General features: G+C 35.6%; 23 protein-coding genes. 12 read left to right on the top strand and 11 right to left on the bottom strand.

Annotated features, from left to right (window positions below):
- Positions 1 to 354 carry a peptidyl-tRNA hydrolase Pth2 gene (pth2, locus tag ACW9XA_RS06690; RefSeq protein ID WP_457763590.1) on the bottom strand — a complete coding sequence of 118 codons (354 nt, stop codon included), beginning with the start codon at positions 352 to 354 and terminating at the stop codon, positions 1 to 3.
- Positions 355 to 420: 66 nt separating this feature from the next.
- On the opposite strand from pth2, the gene ACW9XA_RS06685 reads away from it, so the two are divergent.
- The 5 genes from ACW9XA_RS06685 to ACW9XA_RS06665 are packed head-to-tail and all read left to right on the top strand — an operon-like array spanning position 421 to position 4,552.
- Positions 421 to 1,557, top strand: coding sequence for an NAD(P)/FAD-dependent oxidoreductase (locus ACW9XA_RS06685; protein WP_457763589.1), 1,137 nt, complete (start codon positions 421 to 423; stop codon positions 1,555 to 1,557).
- 52 nt (positions 1,558 to 1,609) lie between these two features.
- Positions 1,610 to 1,789, top strand: a complete 180-nt coding sequence (locus ACW9XA_RS06680; protein ID WP_014965538.1) for a zinc finger domain-containing protein — start codon at positions 1,610 to 1,612, stop codon at positions 1,787 to 1,789.
- A gap of 4 nt (positions 1,790 to 1,793) precedes the next feature.
- A complete protein-coding gene (locus tag ACW9XA_RS06675; RefSeq protein ID WP_457763588.1) occupies positions 1,794 to 2,075 on the top strand; it encodes an elongation factor 1-beta in 282 nt (93 codons plus the stop codon).
- 8 nt (positions 2,076 to 2,083) lie between these two features.
- Positions 2,084 to 4,252 carry a CDC48 family AAA ATPase gene (locus ACW9XA_RS06670; RefSeq protein WP_457763587.1) on the top strand — a complete coding sequence of 723 codons (2,169 nt, stop codon included), beginning with the start codon at positions 2,084 to 2,086 and terminating at the stop codon, positions 4,250 to 4,252.
- Positions 4,253 to 4,255: 3 nt separating this feature from the next.
- The gene (locus tag ACW9XA_RS06665) at positions 4,256 to 4,552 is read left to right on the top strand and encodes a hypothetical protein (RefSeq protein WP_457763586.1); all 297 of its coding nucleotides are present in this window, start codon (positions 4,256 to 4,258) and stop codon (positions 4,550 to 4,552) included.
- Positions 4,553 to 4,555: 3 nt separating this feature from the next.
- Here ACW9XA_RS06665 and ACW9XA_RS06660 read toward each other — a convergent pair whose 3' ends face one another.
- Complete coding sequence (locus ACW9XA_RS06660; protein WP_457763585.1) at positions 4,556 to 5,443, bottom strand: heme o synthase; 888 nt, start codon at positions 5,441 to 5,443, stop codon at positions 4,556 to 4,558.
- 97 nt (positions 5,444 to 5,540) lie between these two features.
- Here ACW9XA_RS06660 and ACW9XA_RS06655 point away from each other — a divergent pair, with 97 nt between their 5' ends.
- Positions 5,541 to 6,632 carry a plastocyanin/azurin family copper-binding protein gene (locus ACW9XA_RS06655; protein WP_457763584.1) on the top strand — a complete coding sequence of 364 codons (1,092 nt, stop codon included), beginning with the start codon at positions 5,541 to 5,543 and terminating at the stop codon, positions 6,630 to 6,632.
- Positions 6,633 to 6,634: 2 nt separating this feature from the next.
- Entirely contained in the window at positions 6,635 to 7,021 is a 387-nt protein-coding gene (locus ACW9XA_RS06650) for a Mov34/MPN/PAD-1 family protein (protein WP_457763583.1), read from the top strand.
- A gap of 1 nt (position 7,022) precedes the next feature.
- On the opposite strand, the gene ACW9XA_RS06645 is transcribed toward ACW9XA_RS06650, so the two are convergent.
- Together ACW9XA_RS06645 and ACW9XA_RS06640 are read right to left on the bottom strand one after the other, a co-directional pair.
- Positions 7,023 to 7,412: a cyclophilin-like fold protein gene (locus ACW9XA_RS06645; RefSeq protein WP_457763582.1), complete on the bottom strand. Its 390-nt coding sequence runs from the start codon at positions 7,410 to 7,412 to the stop codon at positions 7,023 to 7,025.
- 57 nt (positions 7,413 to 7,469) lie between these two features.
- Entirely contained in the window at positions 7,470 to 7,607 is a 138-nt protein-coding gene (locus ACW9XA_RS06640; protein WP_457763581.1) for a hypothetical protein, read from the bottom strand.
- A gap of 187 nt (positions 7,608 to 7,794) precedes the next feature.
- On the opposite strand from ACW9XA_RS06640, the gene ACW9XA_RS06635 reads away from it, so the two are divergent.
- Both ACW9XA_RS06635 and ACW9XA_RS06630 read left to right on the top strand, forming a co-directional pair.
- The gene (locus ACW9XA_RS06635; RefSeq protein ID WP_109876710.1) at positions 7,795 to 8,052 is read left to right on the top strand and encodes a DUF2024 family protein; all 258 of its coding nucleotides are present in this window, start codon (positions 7,795 to 7,797) and stop codon (positions 8,050 to 8,052) included.
- A gap of 58 nt (positions 8,053 to 8,110) precedes the next feature.
- A complete protein-coding gene (locus ACW9XA_RS06630; protein ID WP_457763580.1) occupies positions 8,111 to 8,293 on the top strand; it encodes a hypothetical protein in 183 nt (60 codons plus the stop codon).
- On the opposite strand, the gene ACW9XA_RS06625 is transcribed toward ACW9XA_RS06630, so the two are convergent.
- The 4 genes from ACW9XA_RS06625 to ACW9XA_RS06610 all read right to left on the bottom strand — a co-directional run bounded on the left by ACW9XA_RS06625 (position 8,290) and on the right by ACW9XA_RS06610 (position 12,512).
- A complete protein-coding gene (locus ACW9XA_RS06625) occupies positions 8,290 to 10,329 on the bottom strand; it encodes a sodium-translocating pyrophosphatase (protein WP_457763579.1) in 2,040 nt (679 codons plus the stop codon). The genes ACW9XA_RS06630 and ACW9XA_RS06625 overlap by 4 nt on opposite strands.
- Positions 10,330 to 10,364: 35 nt before the next feature.
- Positions 10,365 to 10,742, bottom strand: a complete 378-nt coding sequence (locus ACW9XA_RS06620; protein ID WP_457763578.1) for a hypothetical protein — start codon at positions 10,740 to 10,742, stop codon at positions 10,365 to 10,367.
- 151 nt (positions 10,743 to 10,893) lie between these two features.
- Positions 10,894 to 11,358: a GTP-dependent dephospho-CoA kinase family protein gene (locus tag ACW9XA_RS06615; RefSeq protein WP_457763577.1), complete on the bottom strand. Its 465-nt coding sequence runs from the start codon at positions 11,356 to 11,358 to the stop codon at positions 10,894 to 10,896.
- Positions 11,359 to 11,393: 35 nt separating this feature from the next.
- Positions 11,394 to 12,512: an Mrp/NBP35 family ATP-binding protein gene (locus tag ACW9XA_RS06610; protein WP_457763576.1), complete on the bottom strand. Its 1,119-nt coding sequence runs from the start codon at positions 12,510 to 12,512 to the stop codon at positions 11,394 to 11,396.
- A gap of 149 nt (positions 12,513 to 12,661) precedes the next feature.
- On the opposite strand from ACW9XA_RS06610, the gene ACW9XA_RS06605 reads away from it, so the two are divergent.
- The 3 genes from ACW9XA_RS06605 to nadC are packed head-to-tail and all read left to right on the top strand — an operon-like array spanning position 12,662 to position 14,296.
- Complete coding sequence (locus tag ACW9XA_RS06605; protein WP_457763575.1) at positions 12,662 to 13,255, top strand: DNA-directed RNA polymerase; 594 nt, start codon at positions 12,662 to 12,664, stop codon at positions 13,253 to 13,255.
- A gap of 1 nt (position 13,256) precedes the next feature.
- The gene (spt4, locus tag ACW9XA_RS06600) at positions 13,257 to 13,445 is read left to right on the top strand and encodes a transcription elongation factor subunit Spt4 (RefSeq protein ID WP_014965554.1); all 189 of its coding nucleotides are present in this window, start codon (positions 13,257 to 13,259) and stop codon (positions 13,443 to 13,445) included.
- 32 nt (positions 13,446 to 13,477) lie between these two features.
- The gene (gene nadC, locus ACW9XA_RS06595) at positions 13,478 to 14,296 is read left to right on the top strand and encodes a carboxylating nicotinate-nucleotide diphosphorylase (RefSeq protein ID WP_457763777.1); all 819 of its coding nucleotides are present in this window, start codon (positions 13,478 to 13,480) and stop codon (positions 14,294 to 14,296) included.
- On the opposite strand, the gene ACW9XA_RS06590 is transcribed toward nadC, so the two are convergent.
- The 3 genes from ACW9XA_RS06590 to ACW9XA_RS06580 form a co-directional block, all read right to left on the bottom strand.
- Complete coding sequence (locus ACW9XA_RS06590) at positions 14,293 to 14,694, bottom strand: tetratricopeptide repeat protein (protein WP_457763574.1); 402 nt, start codon at positions 14,692 to 14,694, stop codon at positions 14,293 to 14,295. The genes nadC and ACW9XA_RS06590 overlap by 4 nt on opposite strands.
- A gap of 7 nt (positions 14,695 to 14,701) precedes the next feature.
- A complete protein-coding gene (nadA, locus tag ACW9XA_RS06585) occupies positions 14,702 to 15,658 on the bottom strand; it encodes a quinolinate synthase NadA (protein ID WP_457763573.1) in 957 nt (318 codons plus the stop codon).
- A gap of 229 nt (positions 15,659 to 15,887) precedes the next feature.
- Complete coding sequence (locus ACW9XA_RS06580) at positions 15,888 to 16,706, bottom strand: aspartate dehydrogenase (protein ID WP_457763572.1); 819 nt, start codon at positions 16,704 to 16,706, stop codon at positions 15,888 to 15,890.
- Positions 16,707 to 16,733: the final 27 nt, after the last annotated feature.

Below are 16,733 nucleotides of genomic sequence, written 5' to 3'. Positions count from 1 at the left end.
TTATAATAATTTCAGAGATCCAGTAATTTTATCAATCAGATTTTCAGGAGCAGGGCCAATTGAAATACAAGTGGTAGTTCCAGGAGCCAGTTGAGTATGTCCGGCATCAGATACTTCAGACCATGGTAAATTCAAATCAATTGCATGTCTTTTTACTTCTTGTAATTCTTTAATTCCAGAAACTTTTACGACCACCTTCTCTTGACCTCCCCACCATTCATTATACCATTCTGGATGAGATTTTCTAACATGTTCTGCTCCAAGTACACACGCATGGCCCACTTGAGCTGCAATCTTCCCTTTACCCATATCAAGATCAGTTCTAACAACGATTACCTGTTTAATGTCTCCCATGTAGTTATCAAAAGTATGCTTAATGAAAAACTTTTGAATTAAATAATTGACAAAGAAACAAAATCTGTGAGCTTTGATGTAGTAATTGCAGGAGGAAGTGTTGCAGGCTTGCTATGTGCCAGAGAAATTTCTTCAAAAGGATTTTCAGTTCTAGTAATTGAGGAAGACTATGAGATTGGCACTCCAGAACACTGTGGAGGATTAGTGAGCTTGTCAGGATTGGAGGAACTAGGAACAATACCATTCAAAAAAACATTTGAACACATGATAGAATCAGCCAAAATCACATCTCCCAATGGGAATAATTTTACAATTAATTCGAAAAAACAAAAAGTTGTCGAAATCAGCAGAAGGGAATTAGACAAACAAATAGCATTTCAAGCTCAGAAAAATGGCGCCGTAATCAAAGTCAGAACGAGTTTTCAAGAACTTACAGATAAAGGAATTAGAACCAATGAAGGAGAGATAGATTGTAAAATATTTGTGGATGCACGAGGAGTTTCCTCATTAATTCATAAAGACAGAACAGGAATTTTATCATCTGCTCAATATGAAATCTATGCAGATTGGATAAAGAAAGGAAAAGTAGAAGTGATTTTTGATCAAGAAAAATACCCAGGATTTTTTGCATGGATCATTCCATCAGGGGAAGGTAAAGGAAAAGTAGGAATTGCAGGACGAGCAATCAATGTTTCAGAAACCATGAATACTTTCCTCAAAGACAAAGGAGAGTTTTCAACAATAAGAAAAATTTTTGCACCAATTTGGATTAAAGGTCCCATCAAAAATTTTGTGGATGGCAAAACAGTTATCGTCGGAGATGCTGCAGGACAGGCAAAACCAACTACAGCCGGAGGAATTTTTACAAGCGGTATGGGCGGAGTTTATGCAGGACGAGCAATTTCAGAATTTTTAAAGACAAACAACAGTGAGAGTCTAAAAAAATACCAAAAACAATGGACAGAAAGATTTGGGAAGGAATTTGAAAAACAAGTATTGGCAAGAAAAGTGCTGGAGAGAATTGACAATAATACAATCAACAAATTATTTGAAACAATTACACCTGAGATCATTAAAGAAATTTCAGAGAAGGATGATTTTGATTTTCATACGGGATCAATTATCAAATTATTGGGATTGAAAGGTTCGATTAAAACTGCCCAAACCCTAATCGGCGGAGAAATTAAAAAATTACTAAGTTAAGACAGTACAATTTCTAAGGAAGGTATAAATGATGTTTACAGAAATTTGGGGTATGTCTTCTACTATTTCATTACCGACATGCAGTTGCTGTCACAGACATATTATGCCTAATGATAAATGTGTAAAATTCAATTGCCCTAGTTGTGGCACTGATTTAATTTGGAGATGTCAAAGTTGCAGAGAAGCAGCAAGAAACTATACTTGTTCTTCATGTAATTTTCAGGGACCTTAGAGAAATGACTCAATTACTATTTGTAACAAAAATTCTTCCAAATGGAATGGAAGTTGATTTAGATAAACTAGCTGAGACCATCAAAACAGTATTGCCAGAAGGGATGTCCATGAAAAGACATGCAAAAGAGCCACTAGCATTTGGTTTAGAATGTATCAAAGCAGAATTTATTTTAGAGGATAAGGAGGGTCAGAGTGATGCCCTAGAGAACGCAATAAGATCAACTGACGGTGTAAGTGAGTTTGAAGTTCTCAATATGAGTAGAATGTCAGTTGACATGAAATAGGTGATTTTTTGGCACGCAAAGAAGAACCTTTGCAAATGAGAATTGGGGAAGCAAAACAAAGAGACGTAGGAAAAAAACGTGCACGAATTGGTCCTGATGCTATGGACTTTCTAAAAGTAACACCAGGGGACATTATTGAAGTGATGGGTTCAAGATCTAGCTGTGCAGTTGTTTGGCCAGTAGACGAAGATGAAAAACTACCAGACATCATAAGAGTAGATGGGCAAACAAGAAAAAATGTTGGCGCATCACTGAATGATTTTGTAAAAATCAGAAAGGTGACATCAAAATTTGCAAAAACAGTTTCTTTGACTCCAGTGAATGATTCAGTTACAGTAGATAAAGAATTCACAGACTTTGTAAAAAACAGATTGAAAGGATTGCCAATTGTTCATGGCGATGAAATTTCAGTAATGATTTTAGGAAATTCAATGGATTTTAAAATTACAAAAACATCTCCAAAAGGAGTAGTCAAAATAGATAGAACAACAAATCTTAGCATTTCAACAGAGACCTCAGTGGACAGAAAAGTCAGAGTGACATATGAAGAAGTGGGAGGATTAAGGAAAGAAGTAAAAGCTATGAGAGAAATTGTTGAATTACCATTAAAACATCCAGAATTATTTGCAAGATTAGGAATTGAGCCACATAGTGGAATTTTACTTTACGGACCACCTGGATGCGGTAAGACATTGCTTGCAAAAGTAATGGCAAGCGAATCAGAAGCTAACATGTTTCCAATTAACGGTCCAGAGATTATGAACAAGTATTATGGCGAAACTGAAGCAAAGCTAAGAGATATTTTCAAGGAGGCAAAAGATAACTCGCCAAGCATTATTTTCATAGATGAAATTGACGCCATTGCACCAAAAAGAGAAGAAGCGTATGGAGATGTAGAAAAAAGAGTCGTGGCGCAATTGTTAGCACTAATGGATGGGCTAAACGATAGAGGAAATGTCATAGTTCTAGGAGCTACAAACAGACCAGACAGTGTGGATCCCGCACTCAGAAGACCAGGAAGATTTGACAGAGAATTTGAGATCTCAGTACCTAATGAAGATGGAAGATTGGAGATTCTTGAAATCCACACAAGAGGAATGCCAATTGCAGACGACATAGATCTTAAAGATTTGTCTGCAGAGCTGCACGGATACACAGGTGCAGATATCAAATCACTTTGCAGAGAAGCAGCATTAAAATCAATTAGAAGATATCTTCCAGAAATTGATCTTGAAACTGAAAAAATTCCCTCCGAGGTTCTACAATCAATGCAAATTAAATTAATTGACTTTTACGATGCAATGCACGAAGTAGTTCCCACAGCAATGAGGGAATTTTATGTTGAAAGACCAAAAGTATGGTGGAAAGATGTTGGAGGGTTAGATGATATCAAAAAATCACTTACAGACAATCTAATAATAGCAATGAAAGAGCCAACCAAATTTACAAAAATGGGAATAAAACCACCAAAAGGAGCTTTGATATACGGACCACCTGGATGCGGTAAGACATTACTTGGTAGAGCATTAGCTACTGAGACAGGGGCAAATATGATTTTGGTCAGAGGTCCAGAAATATTATCCAAATGGTTAGGAGAATCTGAAAAAGCTGTACGAGAAATTTTTAGAAAAGCAAAATCATCATCACCATGTGTTGTAATTTTTGATGAATTGGATTCAATAGCACGTTACAAATCAGGTGAAGGAGGAACAAGTGAAACTATTCTCAGCCAACTACTAACGGAAATAGAGGAAGGGATTTCATCAAGAGTGGTAGTAATTGGAATTACAAATAGGCCAGACGTATTAGATAATTCTTTGCTAAGAACAGGCAGATTGGATTTAGTCCTTTACGTAGCACCTCCTGATGAAAAAGGAAGATTAGAGATCATTAAGATCCTAACACGAAAGATGCCATTAGCAAATGATGTAAAATTACAAGAGATTGCTGTAGCCACTCAAAATTACACAGGGGCAGATTTGGCCGCATTGTGTAGAGAAGCAGCAGTAGAAGCAATGAGAAACAACTCAACAAAGATTTCAAGTCATGACTTTGCAAATAGTTTGAAACATGTAAGACCATCTATCACTAAAGAAGTAGACCAATGGTACAACACAATAAAGGAAAGTATATCTAATGTAGTACCAAAGACAGGAGATAAATCATTTTACGGATAAAATATGGCAATACCAATAAGAAACACAGTATTTGACAAGATACAAGAATCCAATCGTCTCACAGATGTAGAGCTTTCCAAGAGTTTGGCCAAAGACGGACATGTGATTGCCGAAGACAGGTTCAACAAAATTCTTTTAGATTTAGAAATATTAGGGCTGATCACGGTATCATGGATTACTAAAGATGAGCGCAGAATAGAAGTAGTGGTTGTTGAGCAAGAAGTAGATAAAATAGAAGAGATGGCAAAGGAAACTATGGAAAGCGATTATGAAGCTAGTTTTCCAGGTGTAGATAAATAATTTTTAAAACAACGGGATGTGGAATGCTGCATCTAATGCAACAGCTACGAAAATTATTGTAAGATATGGTGCAGTTACTTTGTATGCCTTCCAAGCAAATTCAGATGTAGGAGTCTTTGTTAGTTTATAGTGATAAACAAGCATCAATCCTCCAGAAACTAGTGCAATGACAGTGTAAACAATCCCCATACCATCTGGAATAAACGATAGTATCAAAGAATATGGGATTAAAATCAAAGTGTTACCTAAAATGAATTTGGATGTTTTTTGCATTCCAATCACTACTGGAAGCATTGGAACTTTTGCTTGAGCATATTCATCTTTAATTTTCATTGCAAGACACCAGAAGTGAGAAGGAGTCCAAACAAAAACCAAAAAGCCAACTAAGAACCCTAACAAATCCATACTGCCAGTAGCTGCTGCCCATCCAGCCCAAGCTGCAGCACTACCTGCAATACCACCAATTACAATGTTTGAAGTGTTCTTTCGTTTTAGCCAAACAGTATAGATTATCACATATGAAAAAATTCCAACTGCAATAAAGAATGCAGATACTGCGTTTAATGCAAAATAACCATAGATGACAGATATGCAACTAACTGCTAATCCATAAACCAAGACATTAGATGCTTTCATCCTGCCAGATGGAATAGGTCTGGTACTAGTTCTAGTCATTTTAGGATCAATGTCTTTATCATAATAGTGATTTAGAGCGCTAGAGCCAGCTGATGCTAATGCACCTGCAATGATAATATGCAGATATGCCCAATAATCAAGTTCTGGAACATTTGGAACTAGTTTACTTGCAGCATACATAGATGTGACTGCGGTTATTACTAAAAGAACAACAATTCTGGGCTTTGATATCTCCAGTATTTCATTAAATCCCAATTCAATCTATCCTATGCCAAAGCCATTTAATTTCTTCGTCTACAGATCTCTCAAATTGCGCAAGGAATAAGTATCTCAGCCCTACCAGCTATCTTAAATGAGTAATTGGGACCTCATGATGCCAGGAATGGGACTTACAGCTATAGGGTTAGCTGGTCTTACATTATCATATGCAGGCATTGCTCATACATTCATTGATGGGATGCATGCTCTTACTGGCCTTACCATGTTTGTGGGGTTGATTTTTTTAGCAGCAGGAATCTTAGACGGAGGAGTTTCAACCAGTAATAGAGCCAAAGCAACGACTTTGGTAATTTTGTCAATATCATTAGGATTTGGAATGTATTCCATGGTTCTTAACACATCAAACTATACAGTTACTATTGCAGGAATTTTAATGGCAATCGCATTCCCTGCAATTATAATTTCATACCTCTACATGAAACACCCCACAATAGCAAAGCCAATTGGCGCAATTGTATCAATGGCAGCTGCAACCGGAATTATCATGTGGGTGTCATTTGGAATTTTCTCAGCTCCAGATACATACATGATTCCACAGCAAGTGGGAGTAGAAGAACCTGCAGAAGATCTTACACCATCAGGGCCAATATTTGCAATTGAGATTCTTGCAGAATCAGTACAGGAAGGAAATCCAGATTATGAGCCAGATGTTGCAATAGTACAACAAGGACATGTAATTGAATGGACTAATGCCGACACTGTTGCACATACAGTAACTAGTGCATCAGACTTTGGTGAAACATTTGATTCTAGTTTGATTAATGCAGGTGAGATATACACACTTGATACAAATGATTTAGAAATTGGTGAATACGAATATTTGTGCATAGTACATCCTTGGATGGTTGCAACTTTAGTTATCGAAGCTGCAAAAGAACCAACCAAAGTTATAATTCCTGAAGGAGCAGCAATTCCAGAAGACGGACAAATATACTATGATCCTGAAATACTAGACATCACTGTGGGAACAACAGTAGCATGGGATAATGTAGATACCACAGTGCATACAGTAACATCAGGAATAGCACCAGAAACAGATGGCATTTTTGATTCAGGAATGATGTCAGCAGGAGATGTTTTTGAATTTACATTTACAGACGCAGGAACTTATGATTATTTCTGTACATTCCATCCATGGATGGTCGGAACTGTTAACGTAGAATAGATTTGCATAAAATCAAATTATCAGAATCAAATAAAACAATTCTTTCAGAATATTCAGAAAATCAAAAACCCAACGAATCATGTGCTTTATTATTTGGCAAAGACAACACAGTGCAAGAACTCTTTTTAGCAGAAAATATTGAAAAGTCGCCTGTAAACTTTACAATTTCAAATAAACAATTAATCGAAGGATATAGTATAGCAGAAGAAAAAAAGATGGATGTCATAGGCATATTTCACTCACATCCAGATTCAGAAGCATATCCATCAAATACAGATAAAAAATTCATGCAAAGTAATCCAGTTGCATGGGTGATTTATTCAGGAATCAATAAAAATTTCAGAGCATATATTCTTGAATCAGATATTATAGAAATTCCAATAGAATAGTCTAAGATTTCAAGACGAATGTTGCCTGCTCACTATGAATATTATTGAGAATTGTTTTGTCAGGTGAAACAATTTTACCAACAATATTGACAGGAGATGCAGGAGTAATTTCTCCAGGAGTTCCTATTGGCGTGGGACCATAAAATAAGCAAATTGCTTTTCCAGTTGGCCAATATGCGACATCAAAAAGTTCCACAGTGGATTTTGCATTTTCTTCAGGCTGAGAGACGGGGGATTTTGAAGTATAGATTTCATCACCCCAAACATTAAGATCAACTGTAAAAGGCAATTTTTCAACAAAGTCATGAACAGTTTTTGGAGAAGTAGAATCATCTAATTCCAAAAGGATGTTAGAAGAGTTTGTGATTTTAAGAATCACTGAATATTTCATAAATATCAATAAAAAAACGATTAGAAAACCATTCCGAAATTATACATTGTCAGATTTTTAATTAGGTTTAACATATTCAGAATGATCACATTTTGGACAATAATATTCAGTAAGCATATTTTGTTTACTCCCACGTCTTTTGGAAGGCTTGTTTTTGAGATCCATTTCTACATCACATTTTTTACAAATTTTCATAGTAACACACCAAATAGTTTATTCATGTTGATTTTTCTTTATTCAGTCTTAAAAATAGACCATGTATTTTCACACATGAGAACATTGAATGAGATTATCTATCAAAATTAAATCAAACAAATTCAGAGACATTCTTGGATAGAAGAGCATTATTTTGAATTAAATATCCCTTTTTTTAATTATATTTATGGAAATTCACGTATACGACACTTATGTCAAAGCAGCAGATGGTCATACCATGCACTTTGATGTAATTACTGGTGAAAAAGATCACGACAAAGCCATTACATATGGAAAAGAGTGGTTAGAATCCATCGGTGAAGGACAAGCAGAAATGACTACTAATGAATGTCAATTCTGTCATTCACAAGGTGCACCAGAGCCTGTTGAACAGGCAATTAAGGAAAAAGGCTACTTTATCCAAAAGATGGAAGGCTGTCCTTAAACATTTTTTCCTTTTTCTTAATGAACATATTTTTTAGATCAATCATCAAAGAGTTAGCATGACTGAAAACAAATATTCAAAGTGGACTGTTGAAGGAGATAAGAAAACAAAATGGGTTTGCGGATGTTTTCAAACAGCAGATAATTATTTCAAATTCTGTGACAAGCACAATTCAACTTTGAAAAAAGCGATTCAATCTCAAATTGATGAATTGGATATGACACTAATCGTAGATGATTAGATAGCAATGATTGCAACAAATGCAGATACGAATACGATTGCAATTGTGTTTAGTAGTTTGATTACAGTGTTTAGTGCTGGACCAGCTGTATCCTTATATGGATCACCAATGATATCTCCTACAACTGCGACTTTGTGAACTTCAGAACCTTTTTCTCCTTGCATTTCAACCAGTTTCTTTGCATTATCCCATGCACCACCAGTATTTGCCAAATGATATGCAAGTAAAATTCCTGTAACAACTGAACCCATCAACAATCCAGCAACTGCAGTTGGACCTAACAAAATTCCTAGAATGATTGGAGAAATGATTGCAACAAGTGCTGGTTTATACAATTCTTTAATTGATGCAACAGTAGCAATATCTACACATTTTGCATAATCAGGTTTTGATTTACCAGTAAGTATTCCAGGATCTGCTTTGAATTGACGTCTTACTTCATCAACCATTTTTCCAGCAGCACGAGACACACCATTAATGAGTTGGCCAGTAATTATGAAAGGAATCAAACCACCAATTAGTAATCCAACAACAATTGCAGGATTGGTCAAACTATAATCCAAGTCTAAAACACCTTCAAAGACATGAGCAGCTTCAAACTGGAATGCCTGAATCATAGCCAATGCAGCTAATGCTGCACTTGCAATAGCAAAGCCCTTAGTTACTGCCTTTGTTGTATTTCCTACAGCATCAATTTCATCTGTAACCTTACGGTTTTCTTCACCCATTCCAGTCATCTCGACAATACCTCCGGCATTATCAGCAATTGGACCAAATGCATCAATACTGAGAACAATTCCTGCAAGACTCAACATGGCCATTGCCGTTAATGCAGTACCAAAAATTCCATAAAGAACTGGATCTGCACCTTCAGGAGCGGATGCAGATGCAATACTATACGAGATGATAATTGCAACAACTAGTGTAATCATGAATGGTCCAGTAGATTGCATTCCTTTGATAATTCCCATCAATGTCAAAGATGCATAACCCCATTTTGCAGAATCTGCAATTTCTTTAACAGGACCTTTTTTGTAACTTGTATAATTGTCAGTGATTTTTTGAATAATAGGAACCAGAATTACACCAATTACAGTAGACCCAAACAAAGCATATGCTGCGGTAGATTCACCAATGAATTGAGTGATAAAGACATAGTTTAATCCAACTGCAATTGCAGCAGAAACATAAAATGAACGATTAAGAGGTTTCATTACATCTGTAATATTCTTTGAGCCAACAATTACTACACCAATAATTGATGCAATCATTCCTGATGAACCGATTAAGATAGGATAAAGGAAAAAGTTTGGTGCGCCAATCAATGCTGCAATGAGTAATGCTGCAAGAATTGTCACAATATATGATTCATAAACATCAGAGCCCATACCTGCTGCATCACCAACGTTATCTCCTACATTGTCTGCAATGGTTGCAGGGTTTCTAGGATCATCTTCTGGAATATTTGCTTCAACTTTTCCAACCAAGTCTGCACCCATGTCTGCGGCTTTTGTGAATATACCACCACCAATTCTAATGAATAATGCAATAAGACTAGCACCAATTCCCACTCCTGCAATTGTGATAGGGTCAGGATAAATCAAATAAAGTCCGGTAATTGCTAATAATGCCATTGCTGGAACAGCTAAACCAACTGTTGCTCCACCTCTAAAGGCCATGGCAAACGTCTTTCCAAGACCGGAACTACTTAGATTAGCAGCTCTGACTGCAGCTTTTACTGTAATTTTTAATGAAATAATTCCTGCAACTGCAGAAAGTGCTGCACCTACTGCAAATGCAATTCCATTTGAAGGCGTTAAGAAAATACCGATGATTAAAGATAATGCGATGGCAACAGGAACAATAATTTTCATTTCTCTTTTTAGAAATGCAGATGCTCCTTCTTTGACGGCGTTGGAAATATCCATCATCTCTTTTGTTCCAGAAGGTTGCTTGGTAATCCATGCAACCAAGCCACCTGCAACTAAAAATGATGCAATTCCTGCAATAAAGGGCAGAATTTGTGCTATTTCCATGTTATACTCAGCCTGCCAAATCCTGTAAATATAAATCAAATAGCAGAGATCTTGCTTCGTTTTCTATATGGAGGAAATATTTTTCCTTTCAGCCCTTGTCTTACCAATTTGTTGAATCGTTTCCCATGAGCAAGATATGGAAATCTCATATGGATCAATTCATGAACAATGGTATTCTCAAGAGTTTTTTCGTCGGGAATCTTTCTTACATTAATGAAAACAAGATTATGTTGAAGATATGACACTCCATAATACTTGTAAGCCGACGTACGTCTACCTTCTGTCATTTCTTTTGGGGCATCCAATACTTCTTTGGTGGTTAGTAAAATTTGAGGTTCAGGGATAGAGAATCGATTTGAGTAAATACCAACTTTTTCTAAAATTTGTAACGTAAGATCAGGATCAAGTTTCACAACAGTACATCATGAAATCTGCGTTTATCTTGAAATGTCAATTGTTGTATGAAATTTGGTGTATTTTGGTTCTGTAAATTATGAATTAATAGGGTCAGAGGTTATGTGGAGTAATCATCAATCATACAGCCACCGTCTCATCACACCCCGATTATTCCATTAAATCAAGTAGTGTTTGTACTTTATTTCTAATTTCGGTAGTAATCTTTACAATTACCAACCCTTCATGAGGTTGACCATACATCACAACAGCATTTTCAGGCGCATGAATGCATACTGGAAGAACTAAAAGATCTTCCTCGCCATTAACAAAAATCCTCACAGGAGATTTCATAGAAAATGCTTTTTTGATTACATCAATACTTTGTGGAGTGATTTCAGCTGCGGGATTATCAACTGTTAGTTCAGTTGCATTTATCAAATTAGGGGATTCTCTTTTTTCTCTCTTTTCTTGTCCGTCAATGATTTGTAGTGAAGGGATTAATCCAAAATCAATCATTTTTTCAGTTGTTCTGTCACCCACAGTTATGATGTACGAATTATCTGTCAGATGTTTTTGAATTTCACTTTTTTGAGTATGACTTTCAGGTAATAGGATCCCCAAAGGAATTTTCATTTGGCCTCTAAGAGAATCAGGTAATTTCACAGGAATCAGGATTGGTTTGCACTTGCCTCAGGTGCAGGATCCTCACTGGCATTTTCAGAGGCCATCTCATCTTGAAGTTTGGCTGCAAGGATACTACATTGTGCTGCAATATTTTTTGCGCTTTTCCTAAACGCTTCAGCACTTGGTGAATCAGGATTGGTAATCATAATTGGTTTGCCCAAGTCAGAGCCAGACATAATTCCAGAATTTAATGGAATTTCTCCTAAGAAAGGCATGTTAAATTTTTCACTGATTTTCTTTGCTCCACCTTCACCAAAGATGTAATGTTTGTCATTACAGTTTGGACAAATAAAGTGACTCATATTCTCAACAACACCAATGATTGGAACATTTAGTTTTTCAAACATTGAAACTGCCTTTACTGCAACATCACTTGCGACATCTTGAGGAGTTGTAACTACAAGAATTCCTGTAATTGGAATAGTTTGTGCAAGGGTTAATGGAATATCACCAGTTCCAGGAGGAAGGTCTACAATCAAGTAATCTAATTCAGACCAATTAGTATCTACAAGAAATTGTTTCAAGATTCCAGAAATAATCGGTCCACGATAAATTGCAGCTTGGTTTGATTGATCAGCAAAGAAACCAAATGAGACAACTTTTAATCCATTTGAATCTGCTGGTTGTAATTTATTATCTTCAACTTCCATGAATCCGTCTTTCATTCCAAGCATTAATGGGATACTAGGACCGTAGATATCAGCATCTAACAGACCAACTTTGGCTCCAGATTGTGATAATGCTAATGCTAAATTTAATGAAACAGTTGATTTTCCTACTCCGCCCTTTCCACTTGCAACACCAATAATATTTTTGACAGTTGCCATTCCAACATCATCTTCTAATGAACGGCCTTCCATGACTTTGGCAGTGACTTTCATATCAAAATTTTTCAAGTCAGAAAGTTCAGCAATTGCTTTTCTGACATCATCTTCGATTTCGACATTGAAAGGACATGCAGGAGTTGTTAATTCCAGAGTAAATTTAAGATCACCATCATTAAGTTCCAAGTCTTTAATCATACCCATAGACACGATGTCTTTTTTCAAATCAGGGTCAATCACAGTACTTAGCTTTTCAAGAACTTGATCGATGCCAACCATTGCGTCAAAAAGGCATTCTGCATTATTTAAACATAAGTTAGACATCAAAAGAAATTATCAATTATTTCAAAAATATCAAAAATCTTTGGGAATTTGAGCCTAAAAACACCTAAACATTCATAAATTGAAATTCGAGAAAAAATGTACATTTGTTTTCTATATCCACCCTAGTTGATGTTGTTAGGATTCCTCCAAGCTTGTTTGGAACCACACTCAAAAAGGCCGCAGTCAACATTCTCAAAGAAAAGTACGAGAGTATGATTAATGCAGATTTAGGATATATCATTATGATTTTAGATGCCAAAGTTGATGAAATGGGAAAGATGATTGCCGGAGACGGGGGAACATTTCACAAAGTCGAATTTGAAGCTTTGACATTTTATCCAAAACTCCAAGAAATAGTTCAAGGAGAAATTGTAGACATTACAGACTTTGGAGCATTTGTAAGAATTGGTCCAACTGATGCATTACTTCACTTGTCACAAGTTATGGATGATTATCTAAAGAGTGATGTTAAATCCGGAATGATTTTAGCAAATCAAAGTGGTAGAACACTCAAAGTAGGTTCTACACTACGTGCAAGAATTACTGCAGTATCATTAGGAAAAGCAGCTGCAATGGGCAAAATAGGAATCACATGCAGACAACCATTCCTTGGTGCAGATGAATGGATTGCAGAAGAGATAAAGAAAGCCGGCGGTGGCAAAGAGCCAGCAAAGGAAGAAAAAGTAGAGGCTAGTTAAAATGGCACGAGAGATGGCTTGCCGTAAATGTAAACATGTAACAACTCTCAAAGTATGTCCAAATTGTAAATCATCAGATTTGACACCAGATTGGAATGGAGTTGTGTTAGTAGTTGATCCAACTAATTCAGAAATTTCAAAAACATTAGGAATTACAACTAAAGGCAAGTATGCAATTAAAGTAACATAAAATCTTTAAAATCATATTAACATTTCATCATTATATTGGCATTTAATTCAAAAAAACAGTTATCTCAATTTCTAGCTGAAGATATCGGTAAAGGAGACATCACCAGTAAATTATTACCAAAGAAAAAAATTTCAGTGAGAATTATTTCTCGAGAAAATGCAATTATTGCAGGTGCAGCGTATGCAAAAGAAATTTTCAGATTAAAAGGGTGCAATGTAAAAATTTTGAAAAAAGACGGTTCTAGAATAAAACAAAATCAAACCATAATGACAATCACAGGTAACGCAGGCAATATACTAACATGTGAGAGAACCGCATTGAACCTACTTACAAGAATGAGTGGAATTGCGACCCAAACAGATGCTCTTGTAAAAAAGATTCCAAAGAAAACAAAGTTGTATGCTACACGAAAAACGGCTCCAGGGCTGAGATATTTTGACAAGGAGGCAGTAGAGATTGGAGGAGGTAAAAAACACAGACTGACATTAGATGAGATGGTCATGATCAAAGACAACCACATCGCAGTAGGAAATTCATTATTATCTTTGATTAAAAATGCAAAGAAAAAATACAAAAAGTTTGAGGTGGAGGTTGAAAATACATCAGACGCAGTATTAGCTGCAAGTGAAGGAGCTAGTATTATCATGCTAGATAATTTTACACCAACGCAAATTAAAAAAACAATCATAGTTCTCAAAAAACAAAAATTGCGAAACAAAGTGATGCTTGAAGCATCAGGTGGAATTAATTCAAAAAATATTTCAAAGTATGGTCAGACAGGAGTAGACATTATTTCAGTAGGAAGCATAACAAACTCGGTCAAAGGAATTGATATGAGTCTAGAAATCTAAGAATTTAGTTGATTTAATAATTCAGATACGGATTTGTTTTTTGGATCAATTTCTTGAATCTTTTCACAGCACTGTATTGCTCGTTTGTTTTCACCGAGTTTCTGATGAGAATATGCTTTTAACAATAATGCATCAACATCATATGTAGCAATTTCAAGAGATTTGTCAAGATATGAAATTGCAGTTTTGTATTTTTTTTTCAAATAATAAATTCCACCCATTGTAAATAATGCATCATGGTTGTTTGGAACTTTTTTGATATATTCTGCACCTGATTTCAGAGCAGCGTCATATTTTTTTTGTTTTGCCAGTTGTTTGAACTCCTTAAATTTTTCAGCATTCTTTTTTTGAATAGGATCTTTTGGAGTTCTAGAAAATAATCCAACCAAAATAGTCACACGCAGTTTAACTTATTGCAAGCATTCTATCTATAGCCAAACGAGCTTTATCAGCAATCTCTTTTGGAACAGTAACAACATTTTTCTCATTTATCAAGGCATCATATACTTTTTCAAGAGTAATCATTTTCATGTATTGGCATTCTGCCTTTTCAGAAGCGGGAACGAATGTTTTGTCTGGATTTTGTTGTCTCATTCTGTATAAGATTCCTGTTTCAGTTGCAACAACAAAATTTTTTGCTTTTGATTCTTTTACGTGATTTAGCATACCTTCAGTGGAGAGAATTGAGACTTTTTTATTATCATAACTTCCATCTGCAACATCATACATCATAGGGGTAGTGCAGCTACATTCAGGATGGATGACAAATTCAGCATCTTTCATTGATTCTAATTTCTTTGTTACATCTTCAGGAGTGATTCCTGCATGCACATGACATTCACCGGCCCAAATATGCATATTTTTTCGCCCAGTCACTTTTGCGACATATGAACCCAAAAACATGTCAGGCAAAAATAAAATTTCTTTGTCTTCTGGAATTGCTTTAACGACATTGACAGCATTTGATGATGTGCAGCAATAATCAAGCTCTGCTTTAATTTCAGCAGTAGTGTTAACATATCCAACTGCTATTGCATTTGGATGTTGTTTTTTCCAATTTCTTAATTCATCTACAGTAATTGAATCAGATAAAGAGCAACCAGCTTCCAAGTCAGGAATCAATACTCTTTTTTGAGGACTAATAATTGCGGCAGTTTCTGCCATGAAATTTACACCACAGAAAAGAATTGTTTTTTGTGGAACTTTGGCAGCTTGTCTAGATAACCCTAAAGAATCTCCAGTAAAATCAGCCACATCTTGAACGTCAGGAATCTGATAATTGTGTGCTAGAATTACCACATCTTTTTCTTTTTTTAGTCTCAGAATCTCATCTTTGAGTGCCGATGATTGTTGTACAAGCATAAACAGTTCAAATTGGAATTGGTAGGGATTTAAAGAATGGGAAGTAGACCGTAATTTTCTAAAAAACTAGCAAATGTGGCAAGAATTTCCCCCTTTTTGAGCGTGATTTTATCTAATCTGTGTAGATAGAGAGTTTTCCTATCCACACTTCAATTTTTCTCAATTTCAGTAATTCTTTATTCATTTTATTTTCAAGAATGAGTCAGATTATTTCTACACAAATTTTGTTTTATGTGCCAATCTGAATGTCATCTGAACAATATCTTTTCAAGGTCTCAATTGCAGATAATATCGCCAATCGGCTGGTTTTGGGATTATTAACATCAGGATAATTTTCAATGGTAAAAGTCATCTTTCCAAATTTTCCTTCAGCAACAATATGATGAGTATTTTTATCAGTATTAGGATCCGCGACTATTTTCACCCCCGTTTTTTCACTACCAATTCCAGTCAAAGAAAGCAATGCAGCCACATTGATATTTGCAGGAAATAAAGAAACGGCATCTTTTGCAATTCCTTCATAGATTACAGTAGATGTATTAATTTCATCTAAGTTGATATCAGATGTTTCAAAAAACTTTGCTCCCTTTAAAGAACGAGGATGTTTTGTTGTAGTGATTGATATTGATTCAAGTTCATCCTTTACAGACTTTATTCCATCCAGTCCTGCAATTGCACCTGATGGAAGATATATTGTTTTTTTGAAATCTTTGCAGGCATCAGACAAGATATCGTATATTGATTCATCAAGTAGTGCTCCAACACTCATGATCATAAGATCTTTCTTGTTTTGTAAAACACTCAATGATACATCCATTACTGCATCCTGGGATGCTGCTTCAACAACAATGTCAACAGGGTTTGAAGATAGCAAGTGTGAATTTTCAACGATTTCAGGTTTGTTTGTTAATTTTTCAACCAATAATGTAGATTTTTCTTTTGATTCATCAAAAACATGTGTAAGTGTTGCAGGAATTTGACCAGAATCAATTGCAAGTGCAATTTGAGTACCCATTGCACCACATCCTAACAAGCCTATTCGTTTCAAGCAATCATTCTAGAAAATATCACTTAA

This window comes from Candidatus Nitrosopumilus sp. bin_6a (assembly GCF_054095695.1).
This window is presented reverse-complemented; position numbering and strand designations above follow the sequence as displayed.

Coding starts and splice junctions, on each gene's coding strand:
- ACW9XA_RS06665 (WP_457763586.1), top strand. CDS start 4,256: ATGGCAATACCAATAAGAAACACAGTATTTGACAAGATACAAGAATCC.
- spt4 (WP_014965554.1), top strand. CDS start 13,257: ATGGCACGAGAGATGGCTTGCCGTAAATGTAAACATGTAACAACTCTC.
- nadA (WP_457763573.1), bottom strand. CDS start 15,658: ATGCTTGTACAACAATCATCGGCACTCAAAGATGAGATTCTGAGACTA.
- pth2 (WP_457763590.1), bottom strand. CDS start 354: ATGGGAGACATTAAACAGGTAATCGTTGTTAGAACTGATCTTGATATG.
- ACW9XA_RS06640 (WP_457763581.1), bottom strand. CDS start 7,607: ATGAAAATTTGTAAAAAATGTGATGTAGAAATGGATCTCAAAAACAAG.
- ACW9XA_RS06635 (WP_109876710.1), top strand. CDS start 7,795: ATGGAAATTCACGTATACGACACTTATGTCAAAGCAGCAGATGGTCAT.
- ACW9XA_RS06630 (WP_457763580.1), top strand. CDS start 8,111: ATGACTGAAAACAAATATTCAAAGTGGACTGTTGAAGGAGATAAGAAA.
- ACW9XA_RS06615 (WP_457763577.1), bottom strand. CDS start 11,358: ATGAAAATTCCTTTGGGGATCCTATTACCTGAAAGTCATACTCAAAAA.
- ACW9XA_RS06645 (WP_457763582.1), bottom strand. CDS start 7,412: ATGAAATATTCAGTGATTCTTAAAATCACAAACTCTTCTAACATCCTT.
- ACW9XA_RS06655 (WP_457763584.1), top strand. CDS start 5,541: ATGAGTAATTGGGACCTCATGATGCCAGGAATGGGACTTACAGCTATA.
- ACW9XA_RS06610 (WP_457763576.1), bottom strand. CDS start 12,512: ATGGTTGGCATCGATCAAGTTCTTGAAAAGCTAAGTACTGTGATTGAC.
- ACW9XA_RS06625 (WP_457763579.1), bottom strand. CDS start 10,329: ATGGAAATAGCACAAATTCTGCCCTTTATTGCAGGAATTGCATCATTT.
- ACW9XA_RS06680 (WP_014965538.1), top strand. CDS start 1,610: ATGTCTTCTACTATTTCATTACCGACATGCAGTTGCTGTCACAGACAT.
- ACW9XA_RS06675 (WP_457763588.1), top strand. CDS start 1,794: ATGACTCAATTACTATTTGTAACAAAAATTCTTCCAAATGGAATGGAA.